Annotated in this window: 20 protein-coding genes; 19 read left to right on the forward strand and 1 reads right to left on the reverse strand. The window is 67.9% G+C overall.

What is annotated here, in order from left to right:
- Positions 1-27: 27 nt before the first annotated feature.
- Genes E0L93_RS04795 through E0L93_RS04815 form a run of 5 tightly spaced genes read left to right on the forward strand, consistent with a single transcriptional unit; the run spans position 28 to position 5,783 of the window.
- Positions 28-1,980, forward strand: coding sequence for a heavy metal translocating P-type ATPase (locus E0L93_RS04795; protein ID WP_132689225.1), 1,953 nt, complete (start codon positions 28-30; stop codon positions 1,978-1,980).
- Between the two features lie 14 nt (positions 1,981-1,994).
- Complete coding sequence (locus E0L93_RS04800) at positions 1,995-3,407, forward strand: phenylacetate--CoA ligase family protein (RefSeq protein ID WP_207890326.1); 1,413 nt, start codon at positions 1,995-1,997, stop codon at positions 3,405-3,407.
- Positions 3,404-3,931 carry a signal peptidase II gene (gene lspA / locus E0L93_RS04805; RefSeq protein ID WP_132689228.1) on the forward strand — a complete coding sequence of 176 codons (528 nt, stop codon included), beginning with the start codon at positions 3,404-3,406 and terminating at the stop codon, positions 3,929-3,931. The genes E0L93_RS04800 and lspA overlap by 4 nt, the downstream gene beginning before the upstream one ends.
- Complete coding sequence (locus E0L93_RS04810) at positions 3,903-4,997, forward strand: DUF305 domain-containing protein (RefSeq protein ID WP_132689231.1); 1,095 nt, start codon at positions 3,903-3,905, stop codon at positions 4,995-4,997. The genes lspA and E0L93_RS04810 overlap by 29 nt, the downstream gene beginning before the upstream one ends.
- 48 nt (positions 4,998-5,045) lie before the next feature.
- Positions 5,046-5,783, forward strand: coding sequence for a ZIP family metal transporter (locus E0L93_RS04815; RefSeq protein WP_132689233.1), 738 nt, complete (start codon positions 5,046-5,048; stop codon positions 5,781-5,783).
- Between the two features lie 523 nt (positions 5,784-6,306).
- On the opposite strand, the gene E0L93_RS04820 is transcribed toward E0L93_RS04815, so the two are convergent.
- Positions 6,307-7,428, reverse strand: a complete 1,122-nt coding sequence (locus E0L93_RS04820; protein ID WP_132689236.1) for a hypothetical protein — start codon at positions 7,426-7,428, stop codon at positions 6,307-6,309.
- Positions 7,429-8,752: 1,324 nt separating this feature from the next.
- On the opposite strand from E0L93_RS04820, the gene E0L93_RS04830 reads away from it, so the two are divergent.
- The 14 genes from E0L93_RS04830 (at position 8,753) to E0L93_RS04895 (ending at position 20,333) form a co-directional block, all read left to right on the forward strand.
- Entirely contained in the window at positions 8,753-9,223 is a 471-nt protein-coding gene (locus E0L93_RS04830) for a hypothetical protein (RefSeq protein ID WP_132689242.1), read from the forward strand.
- Positions 9,224-9,338: 115 nt separating this feature from the next.
- A complete protein-coding gene (locus E0L93_RS04835) occupies positions 9,339-9,692 on the forward strand; it encodes a DUF6788 family protein (RefSeq protein ID WP_132689244.1) in 354 nt (117 codons plus the stop codon).
- Between the two features lie 47 nt (positions 9,693-9,739).
- Positions 9,740-10,051, forward strand: coding sequence for a hypothetical protein (locus tag E0L93_RS04840; protein ID WP_132689247.1), 312 nt, complete (start codon positions 9,740-9,742; stop codon positions 10,049-10,051).
- Complete coding sequence (locus E0L93_RS04845; protein WP_132689249.1) at positions 10,048-10,485, forward strand: putative toxin-antitoxin system toxin component, PIN family; 438 nt, start codon at positions 10,048-10,050, stop codon at positions 10,483-10,485. Before E0L93_RS04840 ends, E0L93_RS04845 begins: the two co-directional genes overlap by 4 nt.
- 282 nt (positions 10,486-10,767) lie before the next feature.
- Positions 10,768-11,451, forward strand: a complete 684-nt coding sequence (locus E0L93_RS04850) for a GOLPH3/VPS74 family protein (RefSeq protein ID WP_132689251.1) — start codon at positions 10,768-10,770, stop codon at positions 11,449-11,451.
- Between the two features lie 23 nt (positions 11,452-11,474).
- Positions 11,475-12,143: a pyridoxamine 5'-phosphate oxidase gene (pdxH, locus tag E0L93_RS04855; RefSeq protein ID WP_132689314.1), complete on the forward strand. Its 669-nt coding sequence runs from the start codon at positions 11,475-11,477 to the stop codon at positions 12,141-12,143.
- Positions 12,144-12,195: 52 nt separating this feature from the next.
- Positions 12,196-13,065 (forward strand): fumarylacetoacetate hydrolase family protein, encoded by an 870-nt coding sequence (locus E0L93_RS04860; RefSeq protein WP_132689252.1) that lies wholly within the window; start codon positions 12,196-12,198, stop codon positions 13,063-13,065.
- Positions 13,066-13,854, forward strand: a complete 789-nt coding sequence (locus E0L93_RS04865; RefSeq protein ID WP_132689255.1) for an SDR family oxidoreductase — start codon at positions 13,066-13,068, stop codon at positions 13,852-13,854. It begins immediately after the preceding gene.
- Complete coding sequence (locus E0L93_RS04870) at positions 13,854-14,978, forward strand: CaiB/BaiF CoA transferase family protein (protein ID WP_132689258.1); 1,125 nt, start codon at positions 13,854-13,856, stop codon at positions 14,976-14,978. Before E0L93_RS04865 ends, E0L93_RS04870 begins: the two co-directional genes overlap by 1 nt.
- 43 nt (positions 14,979-15,021) lie before the next feature.
- A complete protein-coding gene (locus E0L93_RS04875; protein ID WP_132689261.1) occupies positions 15,022-17,526 on the forward strand; it encodes a DNA polymerase I in 2,505 nt (834 codons plus the stop codon).
- A gap of 101 nt (positions 17,527-17,627) precedes the next feature.
- Positions 17,628-18,875, forward strand: coding sequence for a 30S ribosomal protein S1 (gene rpsA, locus E0L93_RS04880; protein WP_132689264.1), 1,248 nt, complete (start codon positions 17,628-17,630; stop codon positions 18,873-18,875).
- A gap of 32 nt (positions 18,876-18,907) precedes the next feature.
- Entirely contained in the window at positions 18,908-19,495 is a 588-nt protein-coding gene (gene coaE / locus E0L93_RS04885) for a dephospho-CoA kinase (protein WP_165874164.1), read from the forward strand.
- A gap of 32 nt (positions 19,496-19,527) precedes the next feature.
- The gene (locus E0L93_RS04890) at positions 19,528-20,109 is read left to right on the forward strand and encodes a lytic transglycosylase domain-containing protein (RefSeq protein WP_132689269.1); all 582 of its coding nucleotides are present in this window, start codon (positions 19,528-19,530) and stop codon (positions 20,107-20,109) included.
- Between the two features lie 8 nt (positions 20,110-20,117).
- On the forward strand, positions 20,118-20,333 hold the full coding sequence (locus E0L93_RS04895; protein WP_132689272.1) for a hypothetical protein: 216 nt from the start codon (positions 20,118-20,120) through the stop codon (positions 20,331-20,333).
- Positions 20,334-20,352: the final 19 nt, after the last annotated feature.

A 20,352-nucleotide genomic window follows, 5' to 3' on the forward strand; every position in this document is an offset into this window, starting at 1 on the left:
GTACGCAGACCTTAAAAGGAGCAAAACGTGGCCAAAGAACGACTTCGCGAGCGCGAGGATGTAGAGACCGAAGAGAGAGACGAGGACGAAGAGGTCGAGGGCTTTGAGGGGCCGTGGTATCTCTTCCCGCCGATGCGCAACGCCCTCATCGCGGGCGCGCTGCTGCTGATCGGGTGGCTGATCGAGCGCTTCACGGGCTCTCCGGACTACGTACCGATCTCCGTCTTCGTCCTCGTCATCCTGATCGGCGCTTACTACTGGGCGCGCGAGGGTCTTGAGGAACTCGTAGAGGAGCGCGAGGTCGGCATCGAGGTCCTCATGGCGTTCGCGACCGTGGGAGCGGTGATCCTGGGCGAGTGGTTCGAGGCCGCCTTCCTGGTCTTCCTCTACGCCGGCGCCGAGGCGACCGAAGAGTACACCTACGCCCGGACCCGCACCGCCATCCGGGCGCTCCTGGACCTCGCCCCCGAGACGGCGACGCTCCTCAAGGATGGGCGCGAGGAGACGGTCCCGGCGGAGGAGCTTGCGGTCGGCGACCTCTTCCTGGTCAGGCCCGGCGAGCGCATCCCAACGGACGGTGAGATCCTGGAGGGCGCAAGCAGCCTGGACGAGTCGGCGGTGACGGGCGAGTCGGTGCCGGTGGAGAAGGGCGAGGGGGAGAAGGTCTTCGCCGGGACCATAAACGCCACAGGCTCCCTGAAGGTGCGCGCCACCACGAGCTTCGAGTCGAACTCGTTGCAGAAGATCATCCACCTGGTCGAGGAGGCGCAGGGCGTCAAGTCCGGCGCGCAGCGCTGGATCGACCGCTTCGGTAGCCGCTACAGTCCCGCCGTCCTTTTGGGAGCGCTCTTGCTCCTGGTCGTCCCGCCGCTCTTCGGCGGCCCCTTCGACACCTGGGCCTACCGCGCGGTGGTGCTGCTCGTCGCCGCCGCTCCGTGCGCCCTGGTCATGTCCACCCCCGTGGCGGTTGCCGCGGCGATAGGCCGCGCCGGGCGCGAGGGCGTGCTCATAAAGGGCGGCATCCACCTGGAGAACCTGGCGAAGGTCAGGGTCGTCACCTTCGACAAGACCGGAACCCTCACCCGCGGCAAGCCCGTGGTGACCGATGTCGTCGCGGGCAACGGTTCGGCCGACGGCATGCTGAGAGTCGCAGCCGGCGTCGAGCACCTGAGCGAGCACCCGCTGGCCCGGGCGATCGTCGAGCGTGCCCGCTCGGAGGGCATACATCCTGCGGAGGTCAGGGATTTCCGGTCCCTCACCGGTGCCGGTGCCAGGGCCGAGGTCGACGGCCGGACCGTCTACGTGGGCAGCCCCGCCCTGTTCCGCGATCTCGGGGTTTCCCTCGACGGTACGCTAGAAGAGATCGAGCACCTTCAGGAGGAAGGCAAGACGGTGGTCCTGGTCGGGACCGGAGAGCGTGTGGAGGGGCTCCTCGCCATCCGTGACGAGCCGCGTCCGGAGGCGAAACGCGCCATCGAAGAGTTGCACGAGATGGGCTACAAGGTAGCGATGCTCACCGGGGACAACCTGCGCACCGCCAGAGCCATCGCCCGGGAGCTGGGCATCGACGAGGTGCGCGCCGACCTGAAGCCCGAGGACAAGGTGGAAGCCGTAAAGGAGCTGGAGCGGGAGCACGGCCCCGTGGCGATGGTCGGGGATGGCATTAACGACGCGCCGGCCCTTGCCACGGCGACCGTCGGGATGGCGATGGGCACCGCAGGTACCGACGCGGCCATAGAGGCGGCGGACGTGGCGCTCATGGGCGACGACCCACGCAAGGTTGCCTACGCTCTCAGGCTCGCCAGGCGCAGCCAGCGCATAAGCCTGCAGAACATCGTCTTCTCCATACTGGTTCTGGCCGTCCTCATCCCCGGCGCGGTACTCGGCTTGCTCGGCATCGCCGCTGCCGTCTTCGCCCACGAGATATCGGAGCTTCTCGCCATCGCCAACGGCCTGCGCGTCGCCCGGAGGGTCGGCTGAAGGAGGTCGATGGCATGTCCGGCGCACCATCGAAAGCAACCGGCGCGGCAACCGCACCCGGCAGGACGCGCGAACATCCGCTGTGGCTGCTGCGCGACGCGCGCAGGGCCAGAAAGCAAGGCCCGGCTGCGATCGAGCGGCGGCAGCGCGCCCGGCTTGCCGGGATGGTGGCCTTCGCGCGTGCCAACTCGCCGTACTACCGCAAGCTCTACCGGGACCTGCCGGAGAAGATCGAGGATCCCACGCTCTTGCCGATTACCTCAAAGAAGGCGCTGATGGCGCGCTTCGACGACTGGGCGACCGACCGTGAGGTGACCATCGAGAAGGCGCGGGCGTTCGTTGAGAACCCCGACCTCATCGGGGAGCGGTTCCTGGGCAGGTACACGTTGCTCACCACCTCGGGCACCACCGGGAACCGCAGGATCTTCGTGCTGGACGACCGGAGCATGGCCGTGACCAGCGCCCTCGTCTTCCGCATGCTGAGCGCCTGGCTCGGGATCGGCGACGTCATCGGCATCCTCGCCGGCGGCGGGCGCATGGCCATGGTGAACGCCATGGGCGGCCACTTCGCCTCCGCGGTAGCCGCCACCCGCCTACGTGGCAAACGGGTCCAGGTCTTCCCGGTGGATATGCCCCTACCGGAGATGGTGGCTCAACTCAACCGGTTTCGGCCGGTCATAGTCGCCTCGTACGCGAGCATGGCCGCGCTCTTGGCCGGCGAGCGGGAGGCCGGCCGCCTGCGCATCGACCCGGTGCTGGTGGTGCTCTCGGCCGAGGGGCTCCCGGCACGCGAGTACGACCGGATCGCCGGGGCGTTCGACGCCAAGGTCCGCGACAGCTACGCCGCCACCGAGTGCCCCTTCATCAGCTACCGCTGCGAGCACGGCTGGCTGCACGTCAATAGCGACTGGCTCGTCTTGGAGCCGGTCGACGCCGACCACCGCCCCGTCGCGCCGGGCAAGCACTCGCACACGGTCCTGCTCACGAACCTCGCCAACCGGGTGCAGCCCATCATCCGCTACGACCTCGGCGACAGTATCTTGCAGCGGCCCGACCCCTGCTCGTGCGGTAACACGCTGCCCGCCATCCGCGTGCAGGGCCGCGCCGCCGACGTGCTCGCCTTTCCTATCGGCGGCGAGCGGGTCACCATTCCGCCTTTGGCGTTCGGCTCGCTGGTCGATCGCACCCCGGGGGTCGAGCTGTTCCAGATCGTGCAGACCGCACCGGCGAGCCTGCGCGTGCGCCTGCATCCCGCGGCCGGTGCCGACCCGGAGCGCGTGTGGCGGATGGTGCACGACGAGATCACGCACCTCCTCGCCGGAAACGGGCTCGACCACGTCACGGTCGAGCGCGCCGGGGAGCCGCCGGAGCAATCCGCGGGTGGCAAGTACCGTACGATAATCCCGCTAAACTCGGGGGGATCATGACCCGACGGTTCGGCAGGAAGATTGGCGTAACCTCGACAGCCGCCGCCCTGACCGTCCTCGGCGCGTACCTCGCGCGCCGGTGGGCCGAACGCGGCTTGGACTACGGCGAGACGGTCCCCCTGGCCGGCGACCTCTTCCGCCTGACCCTCGGCGAGAACCCGGGCGTGGCCTTCGGCCTGCTCGGTGGCTCCCCGCTCGTGCCCTGGCTCTCCGCGCTCGCGCTCGTCGTCTTCGCGCTTTACCTGGCTCGATCCCTGCGGGACAGCCGCGCGGGCGGTGTCTCGCTCGGCCTGATCCTCGGCGGCGGCCTCGCCAACCTGCTCGACCGCCTCGGCGACGGGCGCGTCACCGACTACCTGGACGTCGGCCTGGGGAGCTGGCGCTGGCCTACCTTCAACCTGCCCGACGCGGCGATAACGGTTGGTGTTTTCCTGGTCGTGTGGCTGCTCTGGCGTGACGCGCCCCACTCTACGACGGGAAAGGAGAAGAATTCGCGTGGGCTCTTTGAGCGACTTCTTCGATAAACATGATCCGGACGGCAGGTGGCGCGCGGGCGCCCTTACGGGACTGGCCAGCGGCACGTTCTCGACGGTCCTTATCTCCCTGGGAGGACCCAGGATCGGGCGCGACGTGCCGCTCGACTGGATGGAGATAGCGAGCATCAACCTGCGCGACCGGGCGATCGTCTCCGAGCCCGGCTGGCCCCAGGTCCTCCCGGGCATCCTCACCCACCAGAGCGTGGACCTTGCGTGGGCGGCGGCGTACTTCGGACTCGGCATCGGGCACCTCGGCCAGGAGAAGCAGAGGAAAGCCCTGCTCGCCGGGGCCATCCCGTGGGCGGTGGCGTCCTCCGCGTTCGAGTTCTTCGTCGCCATCCCGATCCTCCAGCGGCTGCTCAAAATGCAGGTCCCCTACTGGACGGGCTTGACCGTTCACCTGGCGTCGAGCGTCGCTTACCCGCTCTTTCTGCGGATACGGCGGCGCATCGCAGGGGAAGAGACGACCCCGGACGAGGATCGGCTGGCGCGCCTGACCCTCCTGGCGATGGGAGGCTCGATCGCGGCCCTCGCATTGCTCGAGGTCCTCGCCCGCAAGGGGCATGAGCCCCGCTGGCCCTTCGACCGGGAGCAGGAGATCGAGGTCGGCAGGAGCTTCCTGCGGCAGATGACGGCCCACCACGAGCTGGGGGTCCGCCTCTCCCGCCTGCTGCGGGACAAAGCCCCACAAAAGGAGGCGCGGGTGCTGGGGACCCTGATGTACGCCGAGCACGTGGGGGAACTCGACGCGATGCGCCGCTGGTGGCGCAACTGGTACGGCGGCGAGATGCCCGAGCCGACCGAAGAGGAGCACGAGCGCATGCCCGGCATGCCGCCGACCGGGCGGGTGGACGAGCTGGAGACGATGAGCGGGGCCGCCTTCGAGCGGAGCTTCTACCCCGTCATGATCTCCCACCACGAAGGCGCGATAACCATGTCCGACGACCTGATAAGGCGGGCCAGGGACCCCCGCCTGATCCTGTTCGCCGACCAGATCCGCTACGCGCAACGCAACCAAGTGCAGTACATGCGCGAGTTGGAGGGGCGTGCCTGACGCCGTTGGCGCCCCGTTCGGAGCGCGGCCGCCCGAGGGAGCAGCCCCTTGAACGAGTACCTGGTCGTACTCGCGTTCGCCGCGTTGCCCGCACTCGGCAACTTCGCGGGCGGGGCGCTCGCCGAGTTCGTGCCCGTCTCGCGCCTGATGCTCAACCTCGCCCTCTACTCGGCCGCCGGCGTGGTGGTCGCCGTGGTGGCCGTGGAGCTCATGCCCCGGGCGCTGGAGGCCGACCCGGCCTGGGCCATCGTTCTGGCCTTCGTCCTGGGCGGCGTCTTCTACGTGGCCGTGGACTGGGCCATACAGCGCCTCAACGACCGCTACGGCGGCGAGGGCGGAGCTGGGCCGTGGGTGATCTTCTTCGGCGTCTCGGTTGACCTCTTCTCCGACGGGATCATGGTCGGCACCGGCTCGACGGTGGCCGTGGGCCTCGGCCTGCTCCTGGCTTTGGGACAGGTGCCCTCGGACATCCCGGAAGGCTTCGCCACCGTCGCCAACTTCAGGAGAAGGGGCGTCCCGCGCAGCCGGCGCCTGCTCCTCTCGGCGGCCTTCGCGGCGCCCATCTTCCTGGGCGCCACGCTCGGCTACTGGCTGATGCGCGACGCGTCCGAGCTCAACAAGCTCCTCTTGCTCACCTTCACCGCCGGGGTTCTCAGTACGCTGGTGGTCGAGGAACTGGTGCCTGAGGCGGTCGAGGAGGTCCCCGAGTCCCCGCTTTCGTCCCTGGCCTTCATCGGCGGCTTCGCCCTCTTCGCGCTGCTCTCTACCTACCTGGAGGTGGAGTAGAGGGCCGGGCAGGGACCCTGATGGCCTCCACGAGCATGGCCTGAAGACTCCGCCACGCTCGCCTGATGGTCATCCGGCTTCCCGACCACCCGGCTCCGCAGAGCAGGAGAGCATGAATCTCGTGGCCGCTAACCGGTGCCGGGCGGAGGCACGAGCCGGAAGAGCGCCCGGAGCCTGACGAGCGTTGGCGCGAGTTCGGCCCTATTCGCATCACCATCGAAGGCGTGACCCGGAGGGACGGAGTGGGAGTCGGCGGAACGGCACTTGGCTTTGTCCTCGGCAGCCTTGCCAATTTACTCGACAGCCTGGTGCTGGCCCACCTTCAACCTCCCCAAGTGGCAATAACCGTCGACTTCCTCTTCGCTCTGAGGCTGTTCGCCCGTCTCGCACCATACGATCGTGACGGGCGAACAAGAAAGTTGTAGAGCACGCAGATCGGCATCGATGCAGTGGCTTTCGCTGCCGTCAAAGCGGGATTATGAGACCGGATCGCGACATCGGGTAGTACCACAGTAAACCGTGCTCATGCTGCACACGCCGCCTCCACCAGCCACTTCGGTCGCCTCCCACGCCGTTTGGGTATGTCGGCCGGCGGCACCATGAAGCTCATAAGCTCCTCAAGTGTCCAGCAATGGTCCGTGAGTCCCGCCGCCTGCGCAGGTGTTCGCTCGATCCACTTGCCTCCTCCTGGATCCTGTGCCTCGCCGCGCTCTTTGCGCAAGCTTAGATGTGCCCACAAGAAGTTGTAGCAACTTCCCACCAGCCACATCCCGGCTTCGAGGGTGGCTCGCTCATGCACCCCGGCGCGGGTGCGACGTGCCAGCGGCGCCAATCGCGCCCGAAAGGTCGCATTCAATCGCTCTACGTAAGCGGTGTTGATCAGCGCCGTCAAAGATCGCTGGGTCTCCATCAGCCGCTGTTGTACCGTCGTCTCGGCGCCCGCCACCACGCGCCGCACCACGTCGATTACCCGCCGACGTTTGTACCTCTTGACAATCTGCGCGATCATCACCCCCTCGGGCAACAGGAGCCGGGGACGGCCCACTCTTCCGGTGCGAAGGGGCTCCCTAAAGAGGCGCAAGGCTTGCTTGGCATAGCAAGCCAGCCCATCGGTGCACAAAAGTATCGTCCGCACCGACCCACAAACAGCTATCCTCCCGAGCAGTGCGCGGATCAGCTCGCGATCCCTACTCACGCTTATGACGCCGCCCAGCCACAACCGACTCCTCACCTCCAAAGCCGAAGCCAGCCAGAAGATCCCGCCGACCGCTCGCACCCTAAGCTCGTCGGCCTGAACCTGGGAAAGCTCGACCCCTCCGGCTTGCACCAGGTGCTCGTGCACCCGCCGGCACTGCAAGCCGGCCTCTTTCTGCCAGCGAGCTACCGTCCGCTCGTCGATGCCAAAGGCGGCGACGACAGCTTGGATCGGGCATCCGTGGGCCAGCAAAGTAAGGACCAAGAGGAGCAGTTCGTTGGGCTTGTGGAGGCGATAGAAGGCGGTGCCCTTCGTCTGAGTGAAGGTGCCAGAGCACCTTTTGCAGCGGTAGCGCCGCTCTTTTTGGCTATGGATCACGATATGCCCCTCTCCCTTGCGCCCGTAGGCCCAGCAGGTTCGGTTGTGGCAGAATTGCTCTTGCGGGTTCATGCGGGTTCTCTCTTTGCCGGTCGTTGCACAACCGACAAGGATGCCGCGGAACCCGCCTTTCGTTCAACTTACCCTTCGTCCACGGTTGCGTGGGGTGCTACCCGACATCGCCACGCCTACGGGAAGGCTCGCACACCTACCTCCCAGGCGGCTTTATGCCGCCCCTTCGGGGTTGCCTGCGGCAACCTGGCAGGAACCGGGCTGTGCTCTCCCGGCGGAACGGCGCAGGGCGAGGCTCGGAGGTACGGGCCGCAGGCCGCCCCGGATGGTCGGCCCCCGGCCCTCTACAGACATTCTCCGGTAACGCGCCCCGACAGGGCGGCCAGCTAAAGCTCGCCGCTTGTGGAAGGCGATCCTCATCGGTACGGTCCGCAGTCGGCTCCGCTTCTCTACGCCGACCCCGGCCCTCATCGAACATCGCGAGAAGCGCAACGCCGTAAAGGCGGAGAGCCTCCCGGAGGTCGGCACACCGCCCCGAATCACATTGAGGACGCAGAGTGAAAGTTCCGCCGACATCGAAGGATCCACGCATGATCTGACCGGGTTCCGGGTTTTGCCTACGCCAGGGAAGGCTACACCGGGAGGGCGGGGACGGCTAAGCCGCCCTTAAAGGGGTGTCAAGGGGCCTCCATACCGGCCGTGCCCTACCCCTTGACATCCCCGCCCTCCCGGTCCCTCCCGCCTCCAGGCAGGCAAAACATGATCTCTGGCAGCGACACATCTGGCTCTTCTTCTGCACTCCCTCTCGGTGGGGTGGTAGCTTTCTGCGGCTCCCGTCATGGCTCGCCCTTTCCTGTCTCTCCCGTGGTGGCGGCTGTGCTTTCCGCCGGCGGCTCCGTCCGCGTCGGCTGTGCCCCTGGCGTTGATGCCGCCGTCCGCTCGTGCTGCATCTCGGCCGTGGTGGTGCGCGCCTCGTCGTTTTCCGGTCCGCCGCGTGCCCGCCTGGCTGCTCGCACCCGTGCGGTGGTCGCCGGTGCGTCGGCCTTGTGCGTCTTCCCGCCCGCCGGCGGCTCCCTTGGCCCTGGCTCATCACTCGCCATCCGGTGCGCTCTGTCCGCTGGCCTTCCGGTTTGGTGTGCCGGGCCTCGGCCTTCCGTGCCTGTTTCCTGGTCTTCGCTTCGCCTGGCGGGTGTGCCCGGCTTTGTCTATCTTCCGGCGCCGTCTCTCTTCTAGCTTGGAAGATTTTCCTGCAAATCAAACAAAATTAATGTTGGGAAAACACCATGTTGCCGTACTATTACTGTACGCGCACAATCAGTGCGGAGTGTAAAGAAGCCCGGCGGCGCTGGTCCCGCCCCGGGCGCGACCCAAGGAGGTTTGGTCCTTGAGTGAGCAAAGTGTACACGAGCGGCAGACGTCTCGGGCGCTGCGCGGTCTCGTTCTCTTCCGGGAGCGGGGAGTGGATATCCGGCCCATGCAGGACAGGCGCTGGCGGGTGCCTTCGTGCAGCTGCCCGCGCTTCTACGCGGTGGATCTCGAAGAGGAGTCCTGCACCTGCGCGGACTTCCAAAACCGGTGCAAGGCGTGCAAGCACGTCTTCGCGGCGGTGATCGCCGCCTCGCGCCACGGTCGGGCGGTCTCCTTCATGGCGGAGCTTCGCGCCCGGCGCGCCGAGGAGTTGGCGGAGGCGGTCGCGGAGCCGTTGGCTGAGCCGGTCACCGAGGCGGCGATCCGCCAGAGCTACGACCTGTACCTGCGGGTGTGCGGGCTCTACCCGCGCGACGGCCTACTGGTCGAGGCGGCGAGGGCTCGCCACAAGGCGGCCCTGCGCGCCTTCGTGGCCGGGGCTCCCTGACGCACGCCCTCTTCCCGCCGGGGCGCCGGCGCACACGGCCGGCGCCCCCTGACCATCTCCCGAAGAGAGCGCACAATGGTACTATATCTGTGCGCGCACATGCGAGAGGAGGCGCGTGGACCTGGACCGGATGATCGCGGGCTTGAAGGACCTCGACCGGGAGGGGCTCGCCCGCTTGCGAGAGGAGCTCGAGCTGCGGCTGCGGGAGCTCGGAGACGATGCCTCCGGGAAAGATGGCAAGCCGGCGGGCTCCGGGGTGCTGGAGTACCGCCCGCATGCGGACGGGACGCTCCAGGCGGAGGTCCGCCGGTACGTGTGCAAGGACGGCACGGTCAAGGAACAGGGACCGTACTGGTACTTCCGCTACCACGAGGGCGGCAGGCAGAAGAAGCTCTACCTGGGTAAGACTGACGACCCGGAGGGGGAGCTTGCGCGGAGGCGGGCGACGAGTTCGGGGAAGGCGACGTAATCGGGCAGAACATGCGACAATCTGGACGGAACGATAGGAGCCCTCAGATGGAACAGCGGTTAGAGAAACAGACCGAAGAGATGACCCGCGCGGCCAAAGAGATCACCGAGGCCGTCAAGGAGCTTAGAACCGCGGTCGAGAGGCTGGCTGAGATCCAACGCCCCGGCGAATTCCCTGAAGACGAAGCAGTGCGGCTCGCCCAGGAAGGCGTGCACGAGGTGAGGGAAGAACTCAGGCGTGAGCGCGAGCGGTTGGGCCTCAAAGAGGAGAGAAGGCCCGCGCCGACCCCGGAGGAGATCCGGGAGTGGGAGCACCGCAGGGAAGAGCGTCGCCGGCGCGAGGGCTATAAGCCCCTTTGAGCGGGCCGCTGGTCGTCCTCGACACGGACGCGGTCGTAACCGCCCTGATCGGCGACGAGGGCGCTTCGAGCTACCGGATCCTGCGCGCCGTGGGCGCCGGGGACATTAGGGTGGCGCTCTCCGACGCCTTCCTGGTCGAGTTGGTGAGGACCGTCCGCAACCGATACCGGCAGGGTTTGATCCTCAACGCGGCCAGGGCCTTCGAGGTGGCGCTGGACCTGGGCCTGCAAGGCGAGCTCAGGCGGCCTCCAGGCTGGGAATGGCCCAGCGTGCCCGATCCCGAAGACCGGTGGATACCCGACCTCGCCTACGACGCCGGTGCAGACTTCATCGTCACCTGGGATCGGCACCTGCTCGACGCCGAGCTACCCTTCAGCGCCGAGGTCGTCACTCCAGCCCAACTCCTCCAGAGGCTTTCAGCCCCTGCCCCCTAATCCCCCTCGCCGCATACTCGGCCGGCGAAACTTACCGCAACCGTACCGCAACCGAGCTGATGCGGAGCGGTACGGAACGGACGAAGGGTACCTGCCAAACCGCCAAAACCGCATAAATAAGCCGAATCTGCGGACGTATTAGTACGGGCTAGAACCTGTCTCTTCGAACTTCTAATCCGCCGGCCGCAGGTTCGAATCCTGCCGGGCGCGCTCTTCTGGCGAGCGGGGAGGTTGCTGCGCTAGAATTCAGGACGATTCGTCCGCCATTCCGGAGGTGAGGGCATGTTAACGCTGGCCGAGGAGCTGGCGCTTCTGGCGTTCGATGCCCGGACGGGCAAGGTGGTCGGTGCTGCCGCCGGGCGTCTGGAGTACGGGCTGGCCGGGGCCGTGCTGATGGAGCTTCTGATCGAGGGCCGGCTGACCGCGAGGGACGGCCGGCTGGAGGTCTCGGACGCCTCCCGGACCGGGGAGCCGGTGCTGGATCATGTCCTCGCCCGGGTAAGGGAGACGCGCAGACTGCGGGACCTGAGGGGCTGGGTGGACAGGCTAGCCACTCCGGAATTGCGGGAACTGGTGGTGGACCGGCTGGTGGACCGGGGGGTCTTGAGCAGGGAGAGTGGGCGGGTTCTCTGGGTCTTCGCCTCCAGCCGGTATCCCGAGCGGGATCCCGGCCCGGAGCAGAGGGTCCGCCGCCGGGTGCGGAGAGCCGTACTGGAGGAGAGACATCCCGGGGTGCATCTGGCGGCCCTCGTGAGTCTGGTGGAGGCCTGCGGGCTTGTCGGCGAGATCTTCAGCCAAGAGGAGCTCCGGCGGGTGCGGCCGCGCCTGGAGCGCATCGCCTCCGGCGAGTTCGTCGGGGGCGTGGTATCCGGCGCGTTCGCCGACGCGCAGGCCGCGCTGCAGTCGGCGACGACGGCGGCCATAACGGCGGCCATCATCTCAACGCCACCCTCTTCGGGGCGGTGAGGTAGACGGTGTTATCATCCCGGATGGTGCGTGAAGGACTATCTCACGGGAGCTCAAGGTCCCCGGAGGGCATCCGCCGGGAGTATGCTGCCGGGCGTCTGGACGAGCGGGAGGTTGCCTCCGACCCGGTGGAGCAGTTTCGCCGCTGGTTCGAGGACGTGCTGAGCGCGGATCTTCCGGAGCCGACAGCGATGACGCTCGCGACCGCGAGCGCGAGCGGCCGGCCCTCGGCCCGGATGGTGCTCCTGAAGGGATTCGACGAGCGCGGGTTCGTCTTCTACACCAGCTACGAGAGCCGGAAGGGACGGGAACTGGACGAGAATCCGCGCGCCGCGCTCGTCTTCTGGTGGCCCGAGCTGGAGCGGCAGGTGCGTATCGAGGGCCGGGTCGAGCGTCTGACGGCCGCAGAGTCCGACGCGTACTTCCGCAGCCGCCCCCCTGGGAGCCAGCTGGCGGCGCTGGTCTCCCGGCAGAGCCGGGTCGTCCCGAGCCGGGAGGAGCTGGAGAGGCAGCTGCGCGAGCTGGAGGAGGAGTACCGGGGGCGCGAGATACCGCGCCCGCCGTACTGGGGCGGCTACCGGGTCGTGCCGGAGATCATGGAGTTCTGGGCCGGCCGGGAGAACCGGATGCACGACCGGCTGCGCTACCGCCGGTCGGCCGGGCGCTGGATTCTGGAGCGTCTCGCGCCGTAGCGGTCCGGAGTCCGGCTCTCTCTGCTAGCATGTCTTGCGTGGAGGGCGGAAGTTGAGGCTGGCGAGCATACGCCGGGAGGGTGGAGAGGGCGCTGCGGTCGTCGTGTCCGGGGGCCTGATCCCGGTGCCAAAGCTGGGGCGTGCCTCCGGGCGCCGGTATCCGGAGAGCCTGGACGCCCTGCTGGCGCAGGGGCTGCTCGGCGAGCTGCGCGCCGCTCTAGAGAGCCTGACGCCACAGGACAGGCAGAAGCTTGCGGTTCCCTTCGAGCGGGTCGAGTACGCCCCGCTCTACCGGCGGCCGCCCAAGATCTGGGGCATCGGCCTCAACTACGTCGAGCACGCCGGGGATCTGGGCGAGAGGGCCCCTGCGGAAGAGCCCGCCAGCTTCATGAAGCCGTACACCACGATCATCGGGCCGGGAGAGGCCATCCGGCTCCCGGAGCAGTCGGAGCGGGTGACGGCGGAGGCCGAGCTCGGGGTCGTCATCGGGCGGGAGTGCCGGAACGTCGCCGAAGAGGAGGCCCTGGAGTACGTTGCGGGCTTCACCTGCGTGCTGGACATGACGGCCGAGGACATCCTGCAGCGCAACCCCCGGTACCTGACCCGCTCCAAGAGCTTCGACACGTTCTTCAGCTTCGGGCCGCACCTGGTGACGCCGGACGAGGTGGAGAGCCTGGGGGATCTGGAGGTGGCCACGGTTATCAACGGGCGGGTACACCGCAGGAACGCGGTAGCGAACATGACCTTCTCGCCGCGGGCCCTGATCTCCTTCCACTCCCGCGGCATGACGCTCCTGCCCGGCGACATCATCTCCACGGGGACGCCGGGAGCGGCCGTCATCCGGGAAGGAGACGTGGCCGGCTGCGAGATAAGCGGTTTCGAGCCGCTGGTAAATCCGGTGGAAAGGCAGGAGGTGTTGTAGGTGGATCTGGGTCTGGGCGGTCATGTGGCGGTGGTTGCGGCCTCCAGCAAGGGGCTCGGCCGGGCGACGGCGATGCAGCTTGCGGCCGAGGGGGCCAGGGTGGTCGTATCCGGCCGTGACGAGGCCGAGGTGCGTAAGACGGCGGCGGAGATAGAGCGGGCGACCGGCTCCGAGGCCGAGCCGGTCATCGCCGACCTGACGCGGGCGGCGGACGTGGAGGAGCTCGTACAGCGGGCCGTGGAGAGGTTCGGCAGCCTGGAAGTCCTTATCACGAATGCGGGCGGTCCCCCGCCCGGGAGCTTCGACAGCTTCGGGGACGGGGATTGGCAGCGGGCCTTCGAGCTGAACCTCCTGAGCGTGGTGCGCCTCATCCGGGCCGCGCTGCCGCACATGCGCGGGCGGGGCTACGGGCGCATCGTGAACTTCACCTCCTCGTCCATCAAGCAACCCATAGACAACCTCATCCTCTCCAACACCTTCCGGGCCGGGGTGCTGGGGCTGGCCAAGACGCTGGCGGGGGAGCTGGCCCCGGACGGCATCCTCGTCAACACCATAGGTCCCGGGCGCATCGCCACCGGGCGGCTCTTCTCCATAGACGAGGGGCAGGCGGAGCGGCTTGGGATTCCGGTCGAGCAGGTGCGGGAGCGGTCCGAGTCCCAGATCCCGCTCGGGCGCTACGGGGAGCCGGAGGAGTTCGCCCGGGTGGCGGCCTTCCTGGCCTCGGGAGCCAACACCTACGTCACGGGCCAGGCGCTGTTGGTGGACGGCGGGATGGTGCGGGCGATCTGATGCTCCCGCTCGAAGGGTTGAAGGTTCTCGACCTATCCCGGGTCCTCGCCGGGCCGTACGCGACGATGGTGCTCGGGGACCTGGGAGCGGAAGTGCTGAAGGTCGAGCACCCGGAGCGGGGCGACGACACCCGCCACTGGGGGCCGCCGTTCGCGGACGGCGAGTCGGCCTACTTTCTGGCCGTGAACCGCAACAAGCGCTCGATGACCGCGGACCTGAAGGATGGCGGGGATCTGCTGCGCGTCCGGGAGCTCGCGCGCGGCGCCGACGTCCTGATAGAGAACTTCCGTCGCGGCACGCTGGACCGCCTGGGGCTGGGCTATGAGGAGCTAAGGGAGCAGAACCCCGGTCTCGTCTACTGCTCCATAACCGGGTTCGGTCCGGGGCCGGAGCAGGACAGGCCCGGTTACGACTTCCTGATCCAGGCCATGGGCGGCATCATGTCCGTTACGGGGGAGGAGAGCGGGGAGCCGATGAAGGTCGGGGTGGCCATCGCGGACATCGTCTGCGGGCTCTACGCCGCCGTGGCGATCCTGGCCGCCCTCCGCCGGCGGGAGGTGACGGGCGAGGGAGCGCGCATAGAGGTGCCGCTCTTTGAGACCCAGCTCGCCTGGCTCGCCAACCGGGCGCAGGAGTACCTGGTCTCCGGCGAGGAGCCGCGGCGCTTCGGCAACGCCCACCCCACGATCGTGCCGTACCAGACCTTCCGGGCCTCCGACCGGTATTTCGCGCTCGCCGTGGGGAACGACGCCCAGTTTCGCAACCTTTGCCGGGCGGTCGGCCGGGAGGATCTGGCAGGGGATACGCGCTACGCTACCAACCCGCGGCGGGTCGAGAACCGGGAGGAGCTGGTCGCGGAGCTGGGGCGGACCTTCGCCGAGCGTCCGGCGGACGATTGGGTGGAGAAGATCCGGGCCGCCGGGGTCCCCTGCGGTCCGGTGAACACCATCCCGGAGGCGCTGGAGAGCGAGCACACGCTGCAATCGGGCATGCTGCGGGAAGTTTCACATCCGGCAGCCGGGACGCTGCGGCTTCTGGCCTCTCCTCTGCTGGTGGACGGCGAGCGCCCGCCGGTGCGGCTACCTCCGCCCACCCTGGGACAGCACTCGGGGGAGGGCTGGTAGGAACGCCGGGGGCACTCCAGTCTGCTCCAAGTATAATCACCGCATGCGGATATATCTCATAGACGGCTACTCGCTGCTCTACCGGGCCTTCTACGCGCTGCCGCAGAGCATCGCCACCAGCGGCGGGTTGCCCACAAACGCGCTCTACGGCTTCACCAGCATGCTGCTGAAGCTGCTTCAGGAGGACGGCGAGATCGGCGTCGCGGTGGTCTGGGACGCCGGTGTCCCGGAGTTCCGAGTGGAGGTCTACCCCGAGTACAAGGCTCAGCGCTCCGCGATGCCGGACGAGCTGCGGCGGCAGATAGAGCACCTGGACCGCATCCTCGCCGCCATGAACATACCCGTGCTGCGGGTCGAGGGGTTCGAGGCCGATGATGTGATCGCCACCCTCTCCCGGCAGGTGCCGGACGGCGTGGAGCTGCGCATCGTCACCGGAGATCAGGACGCCATGGCGCTCGTGGACGGCGGTGTGAAGGTGCTGCGCACCACCAGGGGCGTCTCGGATACCAGGCTCTACGGCCGCGAGGAGGTCGTGGAGGACTACGGGGTGGCTCCGGAGCAGATCCCGGACTACAAGGCACTCACCGGCGACCCCTCGGACAACATCCCCGGCGTGCGCGGCATCGGCCCCAAGAGCGCTGCCAAGCTCTTGCAGGAGTTCGGATCGGTGGAGAACCTCTACGCGAACCTGGAGAAGATCTCCGCCAAAGGCATGCGCCGGAAGCTGGAGGAAGGGCGCGAGAGCGCCTTCCTCTCGCTGGAGCTGGCGAGGATGCGCTTCGACGCTCCGGTGCGCCTGGAGCCCGAAGCCCTGAAGTTCGAGGGTGTTTCGCCCGAAGCTCGGGAGGTGCTGCGGCGTTACGAGTTCCGCACGCTGGAGAGCCGGGTAGCCGAACTACCCGTGGCCGCGGGCGGCGAGTTCGAGCTCCCCGAGCGGGTGAAGGTGGCCGTCTCCGGGGAGGGGGTGGAGCCGGGAGACGAGCCGGTCGCCGTCGCGAAGGCCGGCGGCCGGTGGTGTGTCGCCGTGGCCGAGGACTCCGTGCGGGTGCTGAGCGGGTTGCCGGAGCGCCCCCTCATCGTGCACGACGCCAAACGGACGGGCGTGCGGGGAGCTAAGTTCGACACGTACCTGGCCGCTTACCTGCTGCGGCCCGGCATGGGGGCTTACGAGCCGGAGGCGCTCGTCGCCGAGCGGGGGCTCGCCGAGGTGGAGGTGGAGCACGAGGACTTCGAGGTGGAGGCCGCCGCGCGGCGGGCGGCGCTCGTCTACGCGCTCGCCCCCGTGCTGGACGAGGAGCTGGAGGAGCAGGGGCTGAGCCGGCTGCTGTACGAGATAGAGCTGCCGCTCGCCGACATCCTGGCGGAGATGGAGCGGACCGGGATGCCCGTGGACCGGGCGGTCCTCTCGGAGGTGGGGGAGGAGATCGAGGCCGGGATGCGGGAGCTGGAGCGGGAGATCTTCGCCGAGGCCGGGCGCGAGTTCAACATCAACTCCACCAAGCAGCTCTCGGAGGTGCTCTTCGAGGAGATGAGCATCCAGCCGGTGCGCAGGACCAAGACCGGCTACTCCACCGACGCCAAGGTGCTGCAGCAGCTCGCGCTGCAGGGCCACACCATAGCCGGCCACGTAATCCGTTACCGGGAGCTAGCCAAGCTCAAGGGCACCTACATAGACGGGCTCTCCGCCCTCATCGGGGAGGACGGGCGCATACACACCACCCTCAACCAGACCACGACGGCCACCGGCCGCATCTCCAGCGACTCCCCGAACCTCCAGAACATCCCGGTGCGCACGGAGCTGGGGATGAGGATCCGGGACGCGTTCACCGCCTCGCCGGGCCGGTTGCTGCTGGTCGCGGACTACTCGCAGATAGAGCTCAGGATCCTGGCGCACCTCAGCCGCGAGCCCGCGCTGCTGAGGGCGTTCAGGACCGGTGAGGACGTGCACACCCGCACCGCCGCCGAGGTCTTCGACGTGCGGCCCGAGAGCGTGACGCCGGAGCTGCGGCGGCGGGCCAAGATGGTGAACTTCGGGATCATCTACGGCATCTCCGGGTACGGTCTCGCCACGCGGCTCGGAAACGTGCACCCCAAAGAGGCCGAGCGGTACATCAAGCGGTACTTGGAGCGTTATCCGAAGGTCACCGAGTTCATCCAGCGCACGCTCCGGGAGGGTGAGGAGCGCGGGTACGTCACCACGCTCTTCGGGCGGCGGCGGTACGTGCCGGAGCTGCGCAGCTCCGACAGGAACCAGCGCAAGTTCGGCGAGCGGATAGCCGTCAACGCCCCGGTGCAGGGGACGGCGGCCGACATCATCAAGGCGGCGATGGTGGATCTGCACCCGCGGCTGGCCGGGATGGGTGCGGATCTCCTGATGCAGGTGCACGACGAGCTCGTCTTCGACGTGGAGCGAGGCCGGATGGAGGAGGTGGCGGATCTGGCGGTCGGGAGCATGGTTTCGGCCTACGATCTGGACCCGCCGCTGGAGGTCGAGCTCAAGGTCGGGGAGCGCTGGGGTTCGGTGCGTCCGATGGCCCTGCGGAAATAGGGTAGAATAAGAGCGGTAGAGCAGGATTGACGGTCAAGCGTACGCCGTTTTTCTGTATAATCACCGGCTGCAAGCGAGGTAGAAGGAAAGCAATCGAGTAGATGTCAGAGACCAGAGTATCCCAAAATGTCAGCATGAGAGACTTCTTCGAGGAGAAGGACGGCGAGCTCGTCCCCAAAGATGAGAGCGTGCTCGTGGATTTCAGGGAGGGCGAGATCGTCGAGGGCGAGGTCGTCCGCGTGGACAAGGACGAGGTGCTCGTTGACATCGGGTATAAGTCCGAGGGTGTGATCCCGGCCAACGAGCTGACCATCCGCAAGGGCACGGACCCGGCGGAGATCGTGGAGGTCGGCCAGCGGATAGAGGCGCTCGTCCTCCAGAAGGAGGATGCCGACGGGCGCATGATCCTCTCCGCCAAGCGCGCCGCATTCGAGCGGGCGTGGAACAAGATCGAGGAGGCTTACGCCAACGGCGAGATGGTCGAGGGCCCGGTCATCGAGGTCGTCAAGGGCGGCCTCATCCTGGACATCGGGCTCCGGGGCTTCTTGCCGGCGAGCCTGGTGGACATCCGGCGCGTGCGGAATCTGGAGGCGTTCCTGGGGCAGAAGCTGCAGTGCAAGATCATCGAGCTCAACCGGGGCCGCAACAACGTGGTGCTCTCGCGCCGGGCGGTCCTGGAGGAGGAGCGCAAGGAGGAGCGGCACCGCATCCTCAGCTCCCTGGAGGAGGGCCAGATCGTGACCGGGAAGGTCTCGAACCTGGTGGACTTCGGGGCGTTCGTGGACCTGGACGGCATAGACGGTCTGATCCACATCTCCGAGCTCTCCTGGAACCACGTAGACCATCCGAGCGAGGTCGTTGAGGTCGGTGAGGAGGTCAGCGTCAAGGTTCTGGAGGTGGACCGCGAGCGCGAGCGCATCTCGCTCGGGCTCAAGCAGACCCGCAAGGACCCCTGGCAGGAGGTCGTCGAGCGTGTGAACGTGGGCGAGAAGATCCGGGGCCGCGTGACCAAGCTGGTCTCCTTCGGGGCGTTCATGGAGGTCGCCGAGGGGGTGGAGGGTCTGATCCACATCTCCGAGCTGGCCGACCATCACGTCGAGACGCCGGACGAGATCGTTCGCAGCGGCGATGAGGTGGAGGCGCGCATCATAGACGTGGACGCCAAGCGCCGCCGCCTCTCGCTCTCGCTGCGGGAGCCCCGGGAGGAGCGCGAGGAGCGGCCACGCCGGGAGCGGCGCGAGGAGCGGCCGCGCCGGGAGCGGCGCGATGAACGGCGCTCCAGCGTGGGCGACGGGCTGCAGAGCGGCGTCTTCGACTCGCTGCGCGACCTGGACCTGGAAGACCGATAGCAACCGGCCGGAGCGACAGGAGAAGAGAGCCGGTGACCCTGGGGGTCACCGGCTCTCTCGCTTCCGGCAAGAGTACCTTCGTAGGCTTCCTGGCCGAGCTGGGGGCCGAGACGGTATCCACGGACGCGATCGTGCACGAGCTGCTGGCACGGGACCCGGAGACGATCTCGGCGGTAATCAAGCGTTTCGGTGCGGGCGTGCGGGGGGAGTCCGGGATAGACCGGAGGAAGCTGGCCGCCGAAGCGTTCAAGACCCCCGAGGCCATCCGGGATCTGGAGGCCATCCTGCATCCGCGGGTAGAGCGGGAGGTGCTCGCGCGGGCCGGGCGCTCCGAAGCGGAGTTGTTCGTGGCCGAGGTCCCGCTGCTCTTTGAGTCCGGGATGGAGAGGGTGTTCGATCTCACCGCCGCCGTGATATCTTCTGGGGAGCGGCGGCTGGGATGGGCCGGGGAACGGGGGATGAGCCCGGAGCAGGTGCGGGGGATAGAGACCCGGCAGCTCGCCGCCGATGAGAAGGCGCGCCGGGCGGACTTCGTGGTGTACAACGACGGGACGCTGGAGGATCTGCGGGTCCGGGCGGCCGAGCTGGTGGACGAGGTGCTGAAGGAGAAGAGGGCATAGCCACGAGGGCGAAGACAAGAGCGAAGCCGAAGATGCGGCGCTACGGGCGGGCGCGGGCCCGGCGGCGGCGGTGGGTCGGGCTCGTAGCCGTTGTGGTGCTTGCGGGGCTGGTACTCTGGCTGTGGGCCTCGCTGGAGCCCGAGCGGCGGGTGCAGGAGGCCGTCTATCCCCTGCGGTACGAGGAGACGATACGGGCTGCGGGGGAGCTGTATGGCGTGGATCCGGCTCTGATCGCGGGGATCATCTACGTCGAGAGCCGGTTCAACCCGGAGGCCGTCTCGCCGCGGGGGGCGTACGGGATGATGCAGATCATGCCGGACACGGCGGTCTTCATCTCGGAGCGCTCTGGGATAGGGGGCGACTTCCGGGACCCGCACGTCAACATCCGGATGGGCACGTGGTACTACACGTACCTGGAGCGGAAGTACCAGGGCGACGAGCGTCTGGTGCTCGCCGCGTACAACGCGGGCGAGGGCCGGGTGGATGCCTGGCTCCGGCGCGAGGGCTTCGATATCGAGCGGGACATCCCCTACATCGAGACCCGTAACTACGTGGAGGACGTGGCCGAGGCGCGGGACCGGTACGCCGAGCTGTACGGCGACCGGCTCCGTTAGGAAGGGATATGGGGCTCTTCTGGCGCAGAAAGCAGGAACAGCAAGCGCATATAGCGCTCGTGGAGCGCGAGCGGTGCGGTGAGTGCGGCGGCCGGTACGAGGTCTCCTCCGAGATTCCGCTGCGGGACCGGGAGACGGGCGAGCGGGTTCTGCTCCTGGAGGGGCGCTGCACGGGCTGCGGGTACAAGAAGACGTTCGCCATCGGGGCGGATCGTCCCCTTTAGAATCCCCGCCGGCGGTATA

It is taken from the genome of Rubrobacter taiwanensis, assembly GCF_004337705.1.
GTDB classification, from domain to species: Bacteria; Actinomycetota; Rubrobacteria; order Rubrobacterales; family Rubrobacteraceae; genus Rubrobacter_C; species Rubrobacter_C taiwanensis.